This window comes from Kribbella antiqua, from assembly GCF_004345665.1.
Classification (GTDB): domain Bacteria; phylum Actinomycetota; class Actinomycetes; order Propionibacteriales; family Kribbellaceae; genus Kribbella; species Kribbella antiqua.
In genome coordinates, this window is sequence record NZ_SLWR01000011.1 from 157286 (window position 1) to 172934 (window position 15649).

Genomic DNA, 15649 nt, shown 5'->3' on the forward strand with positions numbered 1-15649 from the left:
GAGAAGCCCACGCCTGACCGACGCGGGCTACAACGGCCGGGCGGAACGATCGGCTGCATGGCTACCTTCCTCTACCGGCTCGGCCGGTTCGCTTTCCGCCGGCGTCGGCTGGTGGTGCTGGTGTGGCTTGGTCTGCTGGCCACCGGAGTCGCCGGTGCGGCCACTCTGTCCGGTCCGACCGCCGACGCCTTCTCGATCCCGGGGACCGAGTCGCAGCGCGCGGCCGACCTGCTCGGTCAGCGGTTCCCGCAGGCCGGTGCCGACGCGGGTTCGGCGCGGATCGTCTTCCAGGCGCCCGACGGCCAGAAGCTCGCGGACCCGGCCAACGCCGCGCAGGTGCGCCAGTCGCTGGCCCGGATCACCGACGCCCCACAGGTGGCCCGAGTTCTGGATCCCTTTACCGCCAAGGCGATCTCTGCCGATGGCCGCACTGGCTATGCCCAGGTGACGTACGACGTACGCGCCCAGGAGGTGACGCCCGAGGCGCAGGAGGCGGTGGCCACCGCGGTCGAACCGGCGCGCGCCGCCGGCCTCACGGTCGAGTACGGCGGCGACGCCATGCAGGTGCAGGACGAGCAGAGCCTGACCGAGGTGATCGGTCTCGGTGTGGCCGCGGTCGTCCTGCTGATCACGTTCGGCTCCCTGATCGCCGCCGGCCTACCGTTGCTGTCAGCAATCATCGGGATCGGCATCGGGGTCTCCGCGATCACCGCCGCGACCGGCTTCATGGACATCGGCTCCGGTACGCCGATCCTGGCGTTGATGATCGGGCTGGCGGTGTCGATCGACTATGCGTTGTTCATCATGTCGCGCTACCGGCACGAGCTGAGCACCGGCCTGGAGCCCGAGGAGGCGGTCGGACGCGCGGTCGGCACGGCCGGGTCGGCGGTGGTCTTCGCCGGGTTGACCGTGGTGATCGCGCTCGCCGGGTTGTTCGTCGTCGACATCCCGTTCCTGACCCAGATGGGTCTGGCCGCCGCGTTCACCGTCGTACTGGCCGTCGCGATCGCTGTCACGCTGCTGCCCGCGCTGCTGGGCTTCGCCGGCCGACGGGTCCTGGGCGGCCGGATCCCAGGTCTGCGCTCTGGTGATCCCGAGGCATCCGGACGGATGTCCGCCGGGCGCCGGTGGGGCCGGTTCGTCACCCGGCGGCCGGTGGCAGTGCTGCTGGTGACGGTGCTCGGCCTTGGTGCGCTGGCGATCCCGGCGACCGACCTCGAACTCGGGCTGCCCGACGACAGCACCGCTGCGCCCGATTCCACCCAGCGCAAGGCATACGACCTGCTCTCCGAGGGCTTCGGCCCCGGGTTCAACGGTCCGCTGATGGTGGTCGTCGACGCGGCCGGATCGGCCGATCCTCAGACTGCGGCCAGCGCCACAGCGACCGCCGTGCGCGGACTTGCGGACGTGACGATGGTGACGCCGCCGACGTTCAATCCGGCCGGGGACACCGCGCTCCTGACGGTGATTCCGGCCAGCGGCCCGAGTACGACGCAGACGCGCGACCTGGTCCAGGCGATCCGGGCGTTGCCGGAGAACGACAGTACGGAGGTGGCCGTGACCGGCGCGACCGCGATCAGCATCGACATCTCGGACAAACTCCGCGATGCACTGGTGCCCTACCTGGCGCTGGTGGTCGGGCTCGCGTTCCTGCTGCTGATGCTGGTCTTCCGGTCCTTGCTGGTGCCGCTCAAGGCGACGCTCGGCTTCCTGCTCACGGTCGCGGCGACGTTCGGTGCTGTGGTCGCCGTGTTCCAGTGGGGCTGGCTGGCCGGCCTGTTCGGCATCGACGGGCAGACCGGACCGGTGATGAGCATGCTGCCGATCTTCCTGGTCGGCGTTGTCTTCGGCCTCGCGATGGACTACCAGATCTTCCTCGTCACTCGGATGCGGGAGGAACACGTCCACGGCACCGCACCCCGTACCGCCGTGGTGGACGGGTTCGCCCACGGCGCCCGCGTCGTCACGGCGGCCGCGGTCATCATGACCGCCGTCTTCTCCGGCTTCATCCTCTCCGGCCAGACCCTCATCCGCGAGATGGGCTTCGGGCTCGCACTCGCCGTCGCCATCGATGCCTTCGTCGTACGGATGACGATCGTCCCCGCCGTGATGGCCCTCCTCGGCCGGCACGCCTGGTACCTCCCGCGCTGGCTCGACCGCCTGCTCCCCAACGTCGACGTAGAAGGCGAAACCCTCCGCCACAACCTCCCAACCACCCCCAACCCCCGAACCCCAGAACCAGCCATCCACTAACGATCAGACGCCCGCCGTACGGCGTACTCCGCGAGCCGGAGCCGCCGCGACGGCTTCGGCTAGCACCGCCGCAGCGTGCGGGAGCGACGCAAGGGCTGTTCTGCATCCTGTGGGAGAGTGCCGATGGTGAGCGTTGCGGGCCCGCAGGTGAGAATCGCTGCTGCGTGGTGATCGCGGATCGTATCGTCCGGACGGAGGCGCGCGAGCCGAAGCAGCTCGGCGGAGCACTCGAGGCCATCCGCGTGACCCGGCAGCATTGTGCCGGCCGGGATGCCGTGTTTGGCTCGATGCGACCGGGCCGCGTGCAGAAGGCGACGCAGCCGGTCCACGTCGGTTTCCGCCTCCGGGTCGAGCCGCCCGGGACGGGCAGCCGGCCATGCGTGTGCGTCGAGAGCGTCCTGGCTGGAGCCGCCGGCGCCGGCCAGGGATTCCCACAGCTGCTCGGTGAGGTACGGCGCGATCGGGTGCAGCAGAAGGAGGAGCTCTGCCAGCGTCGCGGCGAGCGTGGCGCGCGAGCCAGGGTCGTGCCGGAGCGAGGGCTTGCGGGCCTCGAGATACAGGTCGGACAGGTCGTCGTGCATGAACCGGGCCAGCGCATCGGTCGTGCCGGCCAGGTCGAGCTCCTCGAACCCAGCGGATGCGAGTGCGCGGGTCCGTTCCAGGCGGGACGCCAGCCACCGATCCAGCGGGTGCGTGGGCTCCTGCGGTTCCGGAGGAGTGCTTGCGGCGAGATGGATGCCGTACGCCGTGGTGAGCCGCGCGATGCTCCACAGCTTTTTCAGCAGCGCTAGGGCGCCGGTGAGGTCGGTGCGGCCGAACGACAGGTCCGCGCCGGGCCGGGCGCGGCGGCACAACGCAAGGCGCAGTGCGTCGGTTCCGAACTCGTCGGCGTAGTCGAGCGGGTCGATGGTATTCCCGAACGAGGTCGACATCTTCTTGCCGTGCTCAGTGCGGATCATGCCGTGCAGGTACAGCCGTTTGAAGGGTGCGGTGCCGGTCAGATGCGTACACAGCATCGTCATTCGGATCGCCCAGAAGAAGATCAGGTCTGACCCGGTGATGAGCAGGTCGTTCGGGTAGTACCGCGCCAGGTCCTCGGTCGCCTCGGGCCAGCCGAGCGTCGCCAGCGGCCACAGGCCCGAGGAGAACCAGGTGTCGAGGGTGTCCTCGTCGTGCGTCCAGCCGGCCGGGATTGCCTCGTCCGGCCCGAACGAATGAGCCGTGCCGTCGGCGCCGTACCAGATGGGGATCCGGTGCCCCCACCACAGCTGCCGCGACAGGCACCAGTCACGCATCTCGTCGAGCCATCGCAGGTACTCGGTCGCCAGCTCGGGCGGATCGATGCGAAGCTGCCCGGATTCGAACGCTGACCGTGCGGAGGCGGCGAGCGTCGTGGTCGCGAGGTACCACTGTGGCGTGGAACGGATCTCGATCCTCGACGAGCAGCGTGTGCAGATGCGGCCGCCGGCGGTCTCGGTGGTCTCGATGTCGGACAAGCCGGTCTGGCAGCCGGTGCACCACAGCGTGTCCCGTTCGGCGCGGTAGATCAGTCCCTGCTCGAACAGACGACTGAACGCCGCATGGGTCGCGCGAGCCGGGCCGGGATCGAGGGTGTAGGTGGACCGGTCCCAGTCCGGGGACATGCCGAGGCGTCGCATCTGCGTAGCGATCGTCTCGCCGGTCATGTCACCCCAGGCGCGTGTTCGAGCGAGGAACGCGTCGCGGCCGAGCTCGTGCCGGCTCGTACCCTCGGCGGCCAACTGCCGTTCCATCAAGGCCTGGGTGGCGATGCCGGCGTGGTCGGTACCCGGCAGCCACAGGGTCTCGGCGCCGAGCATCCGCCGGTGCCGGATGAACGCGTCGGAGATGGCGTGCTCATACGCGTGCCCCAGGTGCAGGCCGCCGGTGATGTTCAGCGGCGGCAGGATCATCGCGAAACGCTCGGCTGCGGGGCGCGGCCGGAACAGGCCCGCTCGCTCCCAGGCTGCGTAGCGGTCTGCGTCGCGGGCGAAGTGGTGCGCAGGGGTGTAGTGGGCGTCGAAGGTGGACATCGCGGTCTCCCAGGATGGGTCGTCGTGGGCGCCGCGGACGGAGTTGCCCGGGGCGCGCGGAGGCGCCCTCGCCGTGAGGCGAGGGCTACCGTACGACGAACCGACCGCCTGGCAGGCAGAATCCACCGAGAAGCGGGGCTGCCTGGCTGGTCATGACATCTACTGTGACCGATCCGCCCCGAGATGCAACAGGTTTCAGCGGCCGATCCGCTGTGACAGCTGAGTTCGTGCTGCGAGTTGACAAGGTCACGTCCACGGACAAGGCGTCACGGATGCCGGACGGCTATGACTCGAACTTTGTCCATTGCCCTTCGGAGACCACCTCGACGGAGCCGTCGGCGACCTTGATGGCCGTCTGTTCGTCGATGGCATCGGACGGGACGCCGATGTCGGCGGCCCACCGATTTGCGTCAGCCACAGTCTTCTGCGGGAAAGCGTCCAGGTGCGGGAAGATCGAGAAGTCGACGACTCCCAGGGTGCGGTCGTCCGGCGCGGACAGCCACTCGACGAAGTCCGCTCCGATCCGGGGCGTCATCACCATGCTGCCGGCACTCACTCCCACCCAGACCGTGTCGGGCAGCGAGGGCAGCAGACACGTGCACCCGACCGACGCACGCAGGATGCGGAGGTCGCGGCAACGGCTGGTCGATCGACTTGTTTTGTTGGTGTGTTGGTCACCTGATGCGTTTGAAGCGACTGGTACAAAGGTGGCGGCCCCGCAAAGGTATGAGCTTGCGGGGCCTTTGCTATGGGGTGGCTAGGCGGCGGAGGGCTTCGGCGTAGCGGCGGGCGGCGTAGTGCTGGGCTTTGCGGGTGGCTGGGCCGGCGAGGCGGGTATACCAGGTGCCGGCGCGGCTGTAGGCGCGGACGGTGAAGTAGATGCCGTCGGGCTCGCGGGTGACGACGAAGGACTCCTCGCCGGACTCGGGGTGGCCTTGCAGAGTGCCGTAGGCGAAGCCGATGCGGTCCGGCTCGTCGAGAGTCCACACGACTCGGCACGGCACGGGGAGTCCCGCCGTACCGAGGGGTGACATCAGCCGGAGGCGTCCGACCAGCATGCCGGCGCCCAGCCTGCCGAGACTGTTGGTGCCGATCTGAGCCGGGCTGTCGGTCGCCTTCATCGGCAGTCCGGCGGCGCGGTGCATCCGCCAGTGCAGCAAGGCGTCGCCGGCTCGGCGGAACACCTCATCGCCCTCGCCGATCCGCGCCCGATACTCCAACCGGTGGTAGCCCGGCGGCGTCTCGACGTACCGGGTGGAGCCCACCACGTCGTAGCTGAACCGCAGCCGGGTCAGGTCCTCCAGCTTCATGCAGCTCCTTCCACCGTACGCAATCGCCGCCAGGCCAGTAGACCGCACAGCGAGCATGCCCAGGCTCACCACTGCGTGGACGAGAGTGATCAACTGCTCTTCAGGCTCGTGGTGTTGTCGGCCTTGAGGGCGTTGAAGAGCGCCAACGCCTTCTTCTTGTCCCACTTCACCGCGACGCCGCGGCCGTTGCCCAGTTCGTAGTTCTCGTCGCCGATCGGGACCGTCATCATCACGCCCTTGCCGCCTGACACCGACCGCATCCCGAGCGCGAACCGGCCGAAGTCGGTCAGGCCCATGCCCTTGTCGACCGTCAGCGCGTCGACACCCTTGGTCGCGACGTTGTAGTAGCGGATCGGGTTCAGGAACGTCGACGGCGAGCTCGCCTTCGCCGCGACCGCGCCGACCATCTCGCGCTGCCGCTCGACCCGGCCGAAGTCGTTCTTGTTGTCGGCGTGCCGGGAGCGGACGTAGCCGAGCGCGTTCACCCCGTTCAGCTTCTGGCAGCCGGCCGGCAGGTTGATGTGCGCCTGCTTGTCCTTCATTGCCTTGGGCAAGCACATCTTGATGCCGCCGACACTGTCGATGATCGACGCGAAGCCGCCGAAGCCGACGTTGACGTAGTGGTCGATCCGCAGGTGGGTCGCATTCTCGATGGTCTCGATCAGAGTGGCCGGGCCCTTGTTGAAGGCGGCGTTGATCTTCGACTCGCCGCGGATACCCGGGATCTCCACCGCGCTGTCCCGCGGAATGCTGATCAGCACCGTCGGCCCGGACTCCGGCACGTGCATCAGCATGATGGTGTCGGTCCGTTGCGGCCCGTAGTTCTTGTTGCCGACGTGCAGCTTGGCGCGCTCGGCCGGGGTGAGGTCTTCGCGGTCGTCCGAGCCGACCATCAGGTACGTCGTACCGGGCGTCTCGGCCGGGCGTTTACCGGCCGGCATCGCGTCGACCTTGTCGATCCGGCTCCACGCGTAGAGCGGAACGCAGACCAGCATGAGGATGAACAGCAGGACGATCAGTCCGACAGTGCGGAGGAACCAGTTGCGCCGCTTCCTCTTCGGCGGTGCCTGCGGTCGGCTCACGTAGCGCGGGTCGATGGGCTGCGGTTGACTCATACCCACGACCGTATCGGGGTCCGGGTCTGGACACGTCACCCCACTGAACGGTTCTACCGGTCCAAAACTGGATCCCGCCTCCTCCAGAAGGACGAAATCACCCGTGACACCGAACCAGACCCTGCGGACCAGACCAGAACCAGTGGCATGACCGGGATGGACTGTGATTGACGAGCGGACGGGCGGGAAAGTTCCTGGCGCCCGGAATGCGGAAGCTTCTCGCTAACGACAATCATTTCGGTTAACGTACTTGGCGATCGACCGGGCGCGCCGCCCGGAAGTACGAGTCTGAGGAGAGCCGTGAATCGCAACGAGCTGGTCGCCGGGGTGGCGGAGAAGGCGGGCATTCCGCGGAACCAGGCCGAGAAGGTCCTCGACGCGCTGGGCGACGTCGTCACCGAGGCCGTGCACAAGGGCGACAAGGTGTCGCTGACCGGCCTGCTGAGCATCGAGCGGGTGATGCGCGCGCCGCGCACCGGCCGCAACCCGCAGACCGGTGAGCCGCTGTCCATCCCGGCCGGCTACTCCGTCCGACTCTCCTGCGGCAGCCGCCTCAAGGCTGCCGCACGTGGCGACCTCCGCACTGTCTCCTAACGCCGTACGGCGGTAGCCCAGTACTGCGTCGTGGGCGTCGGGGTGGTGGAGAAGCGAGCGTTCGGCAGATAGAGCCGGTGGCCGAAAGCGGCTGCTGTGGTGGGAATGTCGAAGTCCGGGCTGGTGATCGTGCGGACCAATGAGCCCTTGGTGCCGGCCCGGTTCAGCTGCAGCACGGCGACCCTGTTGAGGAAGTTCTGGACGACGTACAGCGTCCGGCTCTTCAGCAGCAGGCCGTCGCCGTTCGTCATCACCGCCCCGCCCAGGTCGAGCTTCTGCGTCACGCCGGTCCGCGGGTTCACCCGGAACAGGAACCCGGTCGCCGACTGCACGATGATCAGCGCCCGGCCGTTCGGCGTCAGCGAGATGCCGTTGCCGTTGAAGCCGGCTTGGTGCACGTAGTCGCCAGTCAGCGGGATCGCCCGTACGGCGGACTGCCCGAGCAGCCGGCCGTTACGCCCGAACGGCACTTTGTAGACGAACGCACGACTGGAGTCGGTGAACCACGCCCCGCTCTTGCTCAGCACCACGTCGTTGACGAACGTCGCGGCAGCCGTGGTCAGCACGTAGCTCTTCAGGATCTTGCCGGTCCGGGTGTCGACCACCCGCGCGGTACCGGTGGGCCCGCCGGCGATGAACAGCCGGCCGCGGTTGTCGATCTTCAGCCCGACCGACGGCGTACCCGGTCCCTGGCTGATCACTTTGCCCTTGCCTGTGACGAGGCTGGCGGCGTAGATGTCTCCGTCGGCCAGCGAGCTGAAGTACGCCGTACTGCCCCGGATGGCGATGCCCTCGGGCTGGAAGCCGTTCGGCAGCTTGATCCGGGTCGGGAAAGCCTGCGAGGCCTTGCTGGCGGCGGCTGTGTTGAGGAACCGGATCGGGTCGCAGTGGTCGTGGTCGACCGAGCGCTTGAAGGTGGAGGACGCGGGCGTCGGGGCTCCGGTGGCCACCGTCGACGTGGTGACGAGCCCCAGGATCAACGCGGGTAGGCCGAGTGCGGCTGCGAGGCTACGGATGAACATGACTGGTCACTTCCCCTGGTCAGCTTCACCGTAGAACTACGAGCCGCACGCCGGAACGGTTCAGGACTGCCAGAAAGTTCAGCGATCTTTCGGGCGCACCGGGTACTGTCGGCGACAGAAAAATCCGCACGTCGTGAAGGAGCGGGCACGGGATGACAGCAGGGATTGACACTTCGGGTCTGTCGAGCACGGTACGGCCGCAGGACGACCTGTACCGGCATGCGAACGGGCCGTGGCTGGAGCAGCACGAGATCCCGGCGGACAAAGCCATCTACGGCGCCTTCCACGCACTGTCCGCCTCGGCCGAGCAGGACGTCCGCGCCATCGTCGAGAAGACCGTCGCCGCCGGTCACCCGGACGGCAGCGAGCCACGCAAGGTCGCCGACCTCTACAGCAGCTTCATGGACGAGGAGACGATCGAGCGGCGCGGCGCCGAGCCAATCGCCGACCAGCTCGCCCTGGTGCGCGGGGTCGAGGATCTCGGCGGCCTGGCCGAGGCGCTCGGGCGGCTCGAGCTGCAGGGCGTGAACGGCATTTTCTACACCTGGATCGACGTCGACGCGAAGAAGTCCGACGAGTACGTCACCTACGTCATGCAGGGCGGCATCAGCCTGCCCGACGAGTCGTACTACCGCGAGGACAACTTCGCCGAGATCCGGACGGCGTACGTCGGCCACGTCGCGCGGATGCTCGAACTCGCCGGACTGCCCGACGCGTCCGGTGCGGCCGAGCGGATCCTGGAGCTGGAGACGCGGATCGCCGCCGGCCACTGGGACCGCGTCAAGAGCCGCGACGTCACGCTCACCTACAACAAGGTCGACCGGGCCGGGCTCGAGGAGCTCACCCCCGGGTTCGACTGGTCGCGCTGGCTCACCGGGTACGACGTACCGGAGCATGTCATCGCGCAGGTCGTCGTACGGGAGCCAGACTTCTTCACCGCGGCGGCGACGGCGCTGCGGGAGGTCGAGCTCGACCGGTGGAAGGAGTGGCTGAGCTGGCGGATCGTGCACGGCGCGGCGCCGTTGCTGAGCAAGGCCTTTGTCGACGAGAACTTCGCCTTCTACGGCAAGACGCTGACCGGCGCGCCCGAGCTGCGCGAGCGGTGGAAGCGTGGCGTCGGCGTGGTCGAGTCCGCGCTCGGCGAGGCGCTCGGCCAGTTGTACGTCGCCGAGCACTTCCCGCCGGTGGCGAAGGCCCGGATGGTCGAGCTGGTGGCGAACCTGGTCGAGGCGTACCGGCAGCGGATCGACGCGCTCGAGTGGATGGGGCCGGACACCCGGCAGCGGGCGCTGGAGAAGCTCGGCACATTCCTGCCGAAGATCGGCTACCCGGACAAGTGGAAGGACTACAGCGCGCTCGAGGTCGACCCGGCCGACCTGTTTGGCAACGTTCGCCGCTCGGTGGCGGTGGAGACCGCGCGTGAGCTGGCCAAGCTCGGGCAGCCCGTGGACCGGACCGAGTGGAAGATGACGCCGCAGACGGTCAACGCGTATTACAACCCGCGGATGAACGAGATCGTCTTCCCGGCCGGCATCCTGCAGCCGCCGTTCTTCGACCTGGACGCCGACGACGCGGTGAACTACGGCGCCATCGGCGCGGTGATCGGGCACGAGATCGGCCACGGCTTCGACGACCAGGGTTCCCGGTACGACGCGGCCGGCAACATCAACGACTGGTGGACTTCTGAGGACCGGGCGGCGTTCGAGGAACGCACCGGGAAGCTGGTCGCGCAGTACGACGCGCTCTCGCCGGCCGAGGTGGCGGATCAGCACGTCAACGGCAAGCTCACCCTGGGCGAGAACATCGGCGACCTCGGCGGGCTGTCGATCGCGTACGTCGCCTATCAGCTGTCGCTGGACGGCGCCGAGCCGCCGGTGATCGACGGGCTGACCGGGAGCCAGCGATTCTTCCTGTCCTGGGCGCACGCCTGGTCCACGAAGACGCGGGCCGAGGAGGCCGCCCGGCGGCTGGCGATCGACCCGCACTCGCCGCCGGAGTTCCGCTGCAACGCGGTGGTGAAGAACATCGACGAGTTCCACGACACGTTCGGCGTGACCGAGAACGACGGCATGTGGCTCGCGCCGGAGGAACGCGTCAAGATCTGGTGAGCAGATTGGAGGGGCGCACAGACTGTGCGCCCCTTCAGCGTGCGGCCGTCGTACTGGCTAGGAAGCCATCCAGTTCTGCAGGCCCTCGACGTCGCGCGGCATCGCGTCCGAGAGGTTCTCAGCGCCGTTGTCGGTGATCAGGATGTCGTCCTCGATCCGGATGCCGATCCCGCGCAGGTCCTCCGGCACGGTCAGGTCGTCGGCCTGGAAGTACAGGCCCGGCTCGACCGTGAGCACGTACCCGGTCTGCAGGTCGCCCTTGGTGTACTTCTCCGCCCGCGCCGCCGAGCAGTCGTGCACGTCGAGGCCGAGCATGTGGCTGACACCGTGCAGGGTGTAGCGCTGGTAGAGCTTGCTCTCCGGGTCGAGTGCCTCCTCGGCCGACACCGGCAGCAGCTCCATCGCGTCGAGCCCGCGGACGATGACCTCCATCGCGGCCTCGTGCCCGGCGCGGAACGTCACGCCCGGCCGGAGCGCGTCGATCCCGGCGTTCTGCGCGTCCAGGACCAGCTGATACAGGTCGCGCTGGCGCGGCGTGAACTCGCCGCTGACCGGCAGCGTCCGGGTGATGTCGGCGGTGTAGAGGTTGCGGTTTTCCACGCCCATGTCGAGCAGCATCAGCGTGCCGTCGACGACCGGGCCGTCGTTCTCGATCCAGTGCAGCGTGGTCGCGTGCGGTCCGGCCGCGGCGATCGAGGTGTAGCCGACATCGTTGCCCTCGGCCCGTGCCCGGCGCCAGAACGTGCCTTCGATCCAGCGTTCGCCGTACTCGCGGACTTTGTCCATCTCCGCGAGTACGTCGGAGAATCCGCGGTGCGTGATCGCGACCGCGTCCCGCAGCTGCTCGAGCTCGAACGGGTCCTTGACCAGCCGCAGCTCGGACAGTGCGAAGGCCAGCTCCTTGTCCCGGCCGGCGTCGGTCGTCGTACCGCTGAGGAGCGAGGCGATCGAGGCGTCCTCACCGCGCCGGACCCGGGTCGGTACGTCGCTCTTCAGCGCGTCCGCGAGCCGGTCGACGTGCCGGGTCTCGAGGCCGAACTCCTTCGCGGTCTCGGTCAGCGACGGGCGTCGGCCGGCCCAGAGTTCGCCGTACATCCGGTCCCGCCAGAACTCCTCGCCCTCGCTGCGGTCCGCGCGCGGGCGGAAGTAGAGGACGGAGTCGTGGCCGCTGGTGCCGTTCGGCTCCAGCACCAGGACGGCGTCGGAGGTCTGGTTCCCGGTCAGCCAGACGTAGTCGGTGTGCGGACGGAACACGAAGTCGGTGTCGTTCGACCGGACCTTGTAGGTGCCGGCCGGGATCACCAGCCGCTCGCCCGGGAACGCCTGCGACAACGCGTCCCGCCGCTTCGCCGCCCAGCTGCCGACGTCGCTCAGCGTGACGTCCTGCCGCTCGGAGTCGGCCCAGCCGGAGTTCATGAACGCTCGCAGCTTCGGGCTGGGCTCGTTGTCATGCGACGCGGTCTTCGGGGTCTCCTCGGCCGGGGTCTCGCTGGGTTCGGTCATCGTCGACCAGTCCTCGATTCAGTGCGGGGTGTGCAGTTGATCGCCGCGGAGCGTGCCCGTGTCCGGCAGCGCCTCGGCGGGGTCGGAGCCGATGCGGGTGATCGCATTGTGCTCGTCCACGAAGACTACGCTCGGCTCGAACACCTTCGCCTCCTCGGTGCCGAACATCCCGTACGCGATCAGGATGACCAGATCGCCGGGATGGATCAGGTGCGCCGCTGCCCCGTTGATCCCGACCACGCCGGACCCGCGCGGCCCCTCGATCAGGTACGTCGACAACCGGTTGCCGTTGGTGATGTCGACGATGTCCACCTTCTCGCCGGCCAGCAGATCGGCCGCGTCCATCAGCTCCGCATCCAGCGTGCACGACCCCACGTAATCAAGATCCGCCTGCGTGACCGTCGCCCGGTGCACCTTCGACTTCATCATTTCCCACCACATGCGCGCAATCATCCAGCCACGCACGGCTTACTGTCAGTGGCCGCCATCACCTAACCGCTTCAGTACGCCGAAATGCCAGCAAAACAAGACGTTCCGGGACCTCCCGGTCACCCAACAGACAAAGGGACGCGCCTCCCGGCGCGTCCCTTGCCTTGCGGCCAACACACCAGCAAACGAACTAATTGCTGGTCGCCCAGCGGCTGGCGCGGGGGTTATTCGGTGATCTTGTAAGGACCGCCGCAGGTGGAGTTGTCGATGGTGGAGCTGCTCTTCTTGGTCAGGCAGACCGTGACGTAGAGCAACTGGCCGGGCTTGAGGTCCGGGAGGTACTTGTAGACGCTCTTGCCCTTGCCCTTCATGTCCGAGGCCGTGTACTGGCCCTTCGGGTGCTCGACCCGGACCTTGACGCCGCGCTTGTCCGCGCGGTTGTCCCACAGCTTGATGTCGTCGGCGTCCTCGTAGCCGCCCTGGCCGACCGGCCGCTGCTTGATGTCGAACCACTCGATGTACCCACCGCCGCCCTTGGCGGAGAACTTCTTCAGGTACGGCGTCCCGGCAGCCGACGCGGTGGTGGTCCCGGCAACGGCCAGACCGAGGGCAAGGGGCAGCACGATCGCGGCCCGCCTCAACAACGACATTCTTGACCTTTCAGGTAGAACGAACGCTTGATTGCAAGCGCACGCTACCTCCGCGGCAGGGTCAATCCACCCGGGGTGCGCGGGAGGGCGTCGTACTGGAATGCTGTGCTGGGTGAGCCCGAAGACGTTGACTGATCTGGTCGCCCCGGACTGGGCGGAAGCATTGGCGCCGGTCGAGGACACGGTCGCCAAGATGGGTGAGTTCCTGCGCGGCGAGATCGCTGCCGGGCGCGCGTACCTGCCGGCCGGGGAGAACGTGCTGCGCGCGTTCCAGCGTCCGCTGCAGCAGGTGAAGGTGCTGATCGTCGGGCAGGACCCGTACCCGACTCCCGGTCACCCCGTCGGCCTCAGCTTCTCGGTCGCGCCGGACGTCCGGCCGATCCCCCGCAGCCTGGCGAACATCTATCGCGAGTTGATGGCGGATGTCGGCGTACCGGCTCCGTCCAACGGCGACCTCACCCCCTGGGCGGACCAGGGCGTGCTGATGCTCAACAGAGTGCTGACCGTGCAGCCCGGGAAGTCGGGCGCGCACCGCGGCAAGGGCTGGGAGACCGTCACCGAGCAGGCGATCCACGCGCTGGTGAAGCGCGGCGGCCCGCTGGTCGCGATCCTCTGGGGCCGCGACGCGCAGACCCTGAAGCCGATGCTGGGCGATATCCCGTACGTCGAGAGCGCGCACCCGAGCCCCATGTCCGCCGACCGCGGCTTCTTCGGCTCCCGCCCGTTCAGCCGCGTCAACGCCCTCCTCGTCGAGCAGGGCGGCACCCCGGTCGACTGGCGCCTCCCCTAAACAGACACGACGACAACGCGCCGGACCCACGCGGTCACGGCGCGTTTTCGCATGCTCGCGACGAAACTTGTTTGAATGATCCATTGCAGGATCGTTCAACAATCTCTTATGGTGGCCGGAATCGCCTCTCCTCCGTCCCTCCCGGGAGGAACCATGTGGGTTCTGCTCGCCATCGCGGTGGTCGTCGTCGGGTTCGCCCTGCGACTCAATTCGATGCTGGTCGTCACAGCGGCCGGTATCGTGGCCGGCCTGATCGGCGGTCTGTCGCCGGTCAAGATCCTGAACGCCTTCGGCGACGGCTTCGCCGGCAGCCGGTCCGTCACGGTCTTCATCGTCACGCTGCCCGTGATCGGGCTGATCGAGCGCTACGGCCTGCAGCACCAGGCCCGCAAGCTGATCGGCAAGCTGAAAGTCATGACCACCGGCCGCCTGCTGGCCATCTACCTGCTGATCCGGCAGGGTACGGCGGCACTCGGCCTGACCAGCATCGGCGGCCCGGCCCAGGCGGTCCGCCCGCTGATCGCACCAATGGCCGCCGGCGCCGCGGAGAGACGCTACGGCCCACTGCCCGAAAAGCTGCAGGAGAAGATCAAGGGCTTCGCCGCCTCCGCCGACACGGTCGGGCTCTTCTTCGGTGAGGACATCTTCGTCGCGATCGGCTCGATCCTGCTGATCACCGGCTTCGTCGACGCGACGTACGGCCTGCACCTCGAGGCGATCGACATCGCGCTCTGGGCGATCCCGACCGGTATCTGCGCGCTGCTCATCCATGGCACTCGGCTGCTGCTGCTCGATCGCCAACTGGACAAGCTGCACGCGGCATCCAAGGCCGAAGGTGAGCAGGTGACCCGATGATCAAGGTCGAGTGGTTCTACTGGCTGTGCGGGCTGTTCTTCGTCCTCATCGCGCTGCAGGTGGTCAACGACCGCAGCAACCCGAAACGCCTTGGCAGCGCGGCGTTCTGGGGCATCCTCGGCCTCTCCTTCGGCTACGGCACCTTCGTCGTGAACAAGCAGGCGCCGGCCTGGCTGCTCGGCATCGCGGTGATCGGTCTCGCCGTACTCGCGGGAGCCGGTTTCCCCGGCCGCGGTCACGAGCAGACGAGCACGCCGGCCGAGCGAGTCCGGTTCGCCGACCGGTTCGGCAACAAGCTTTTCCTTCCAGCATTGGTGATTCCGGTCGTGGCGGCGATCTTCGGCGCCTGGCTGGCCAAGGTGAAGATCAACGGAAACCTCTTGTTGCAAACCGGTTCCGCCACCATCATCGGTCTGGGCGTCGCATCGCTGCTCGCCCTCGCAGTCGGCATGGCGCTGCTGAAACCGAAGTCGCCGGCCGTCCCGCTGCACGAAGGCCGTCGCCTGCTCGAGCACATCGGCTGGGCCGCGATCCTGCCGCAGATGCTGGCGACGCTCGGCCTGCTCTTCAACGCATCCGGCGTCGGCAAGGCGGTCGGCCGCATCACCGATCACCTGGTGCCGAAGGGCTCGCTGCTGGCGGCGGTCGCCCTCTACTGCATCGGGATGGCGGTCTTCACCATCATCATGGGCAATGCGTTCGCGGCGTTCCCAGTGATGACGGCCGCGGTCGGCTGGCCGCTGCTGGTGCAGCAGTTCGACGGCACACCGGCGGTCGTCTTCGCGATCGGCATGCTGGCCGGCTTCTGCGGCACCCTCTGTACGCCGATGGCCGCCAACTTCAATCTGGTCCCGGCAGCACTCCTGGAGATGAAGGACCAGTACGGCCCGATCAAGGCGCAGATCCCCACCGCGATCCCCTTGCTGGCCTGCAACATCGCCTTGATGTACGTCTTCGCATTCTGAAAGG

Annotated in this window: 14 protein-coding genes; 6 read left to right on the forward strand and 8 right to left on the reverse strand. The window is 68.0% G+C overall.

The window, feature by feature from the left end:
- The first annotated feature begins 57 nt into the window (after positions 1 to 57).
- Positions 58 to 2253, forward strand: a complete 2196-nt coding sequence (locus EV646_RS29135) for an MMPL family transporter (protein ID WP_132154198.1) — start codon at positions 58 to 60, stop codon at positions 2251 to 2253.
- A gap of 59 nt (positions 2254 to 2312) precedes the next feature.
- Here EV646_RS29135 and EV646_RS29140 read toward each other — a convergent pair whose 3' ends face one another.
- The 4 genes from EV646_RS29140 to EV646_RS29155 form a co-directional block, all read right to left on the reverse strand.
- A complete protein-coding gene (locus EV646_RS29140) occupies positions 2313 to 4304 on the reverse strand; it encodes a class I tRNA ligase family protein (protein WP_132154200.1) in 1992 nt (663 codons plus the stop codon).
- A gap of 283 nt (positions 4305 to 4587) precedes the next feature.
- Positions 4588 to 4866 (reverse strand): Type 1 glutamine amidotransferase-like domain-containing protein, encoded by a 279-nt coding sequence (locus EV646_RS29145; protein ID WP_277875140.1) that lies wholly within the window; start codon positions 4864 to 4866, stop codon positions 4588 to 4590.
- Between the two features lie 184 nt (positions 4867 to 5050).
- Entirely contained in the window at positions 5051 to 5614 is a 564-nt protein-coding gene (locus EV646_RS29150) for a DUF1990 family protein (RefSeq protein ID WP_132154202.1), read from the reverse strand.
- 89 nt (positions 5615 to 5703) lie between these two features.
- A complete protein-coding gene (locus EV646_RS29155) occupies positions 5704 to 6729 on the reverse strand; it encodes an LCP family protein (RefSeq protein WP_132154204.1) in 1026 nt (341 codons plus the stop codon).
- 300 nt (positions 6730 to 7029) lie between these two features.
- Between EV646_RS29155 and EV646_RS29160 the strand changes: the two genes are divergently transcribed.
- Entirely contained in the window at positions 7030 to 7323 is a 294-nt protein-coding gene (locus EV646_RS29160; protein ID WP_132154206.1) for an HU family DNA-binding protein, read from the forward strand.
- Here the strand turns inward: EV646_RS29160 and EV646_RS29165 are convergent.
- A complete protein-coding gene (locus tag EV646_RS29165; RefSeq protein WP_132154208.1) occupies positions 7320 to 8345 on the reverse strand; it encodes an SMP-30/gluconolactonase/LRE family protein in 1026 nt (341 codons plus the stop codon). The genes EV646_RS29160 and EV646_RS29165 overlap by 4 nt on opposite strands.
- Positions 8346 to 8497: 152 nt before the next feature.
- On the opposite strand from EV646_RS29165, the gene EV646_RS29170 reads away from it, so the two are divergent.
- Positions 8498 to 10453: a M13 family metallopeptidase gene (locus EV646_RS29170; protein ID WP_132154210.1), complete on the forward strand. Its 1956-nt coding sequence runs from the start codon at positions 8498 to 8500 to the stop codon at positions 10451 to 10453.
- A gap of 57 nt (positions 10454 to 10510) precedes the next feature.
- On the opposite strand, the gene EV646_RS29175 is transcribed toward EV646_RS29170, so the two are convergent.
- The 3 genes from EV646_RS29175 to EV646_RS29185 all read right to left on the reverse strand — a co-directional run bounded on the left by EV646_RS29175 (position 10511) and on the right by EV646_RS29185 (position 13035).
- Positions 10511 to 11956, reverse strand: a complete 1446-nt coding sequence (locus tag EV646_RS29175; RefSeq protein WP_132154212.1) for an aminopeptidase P family protein — start codon at positions 11954 to 11956, stop codon at positions 10511 to 10513.
- An 18-nt stretch (positions 11957 to 11974) separates the two neighbouring features.
- The gene (gene panD, locus EV646_RS29180) at positions 11975 to 12385 is read right to left on the reverse strand and encodes an aspartate 1-decarboxylase (protein WP_479684490.1); all 411 of its coding nucleotides are present in this window, start codon (positions 12383 to 12385) and stop codon (positions 11975 to 11977) included.
- 224 nt (positions 12386 to 12609) lie between these two features.
- Entirely contained in the window at positions 12610 to 13035 is a 426-nt protein-coding gene (locus EV646_RS29185; protein WP_132154216.1) for a hypothetical protein, read from the reverse strand.
- A gap of 112 nt (positions 13036 to 13147) precedes the next feature.
- On the opposite strand from EV646_RS29185, the gene EV646_RS29190 reads away from it, so the two are divergent.
- From EV646_RS29190 to EV646_RS29200, 3 genes are all read left to right on the forward strand, one after another.
- The gene (locus tag EV646_RS29190) at positions 13148 to 13825 is read left to right on the forward strand and encodes a uracil-DNA glycosylase (RefSeq protein ID WP_132154218.1); all 678 of its coding nucleotides are present in this window, start codon (positions 13148 to 13150) and stop codon (positions 13823 to 13825) included.
- Between the two features lie 153 nt (positions 13826 to 13978).
- On the forward strand, positions 13979 to 14680 hold the full coding sequence (locus EV646_RS29195) for a DUF969 domain-containing protein (RefSeq protein WP_132154220.1): 702 nt from the start codon (positions 13979 to 13981) through the stop codon (positions 14678 to 14680).
- The gene (locus EV646_RS29200; protein ID WP_132154222.1) at positions 14677 to 15645 is read left to right on the forward strand and encodes a DUF979 domain-containing protein; all 969 of its coding nucleotides are present in this window, start codon (positions 14677 to 14679) and stop codon (positions 15643 to 15645) included. Before EV646_RS29195 ends, EV646_RS29200 begins: the two co-directional genes overlap by 4 nt.
- The last annotated feature ends 4 nt before the right edge of the window (positions 15646 to 15649 follow it).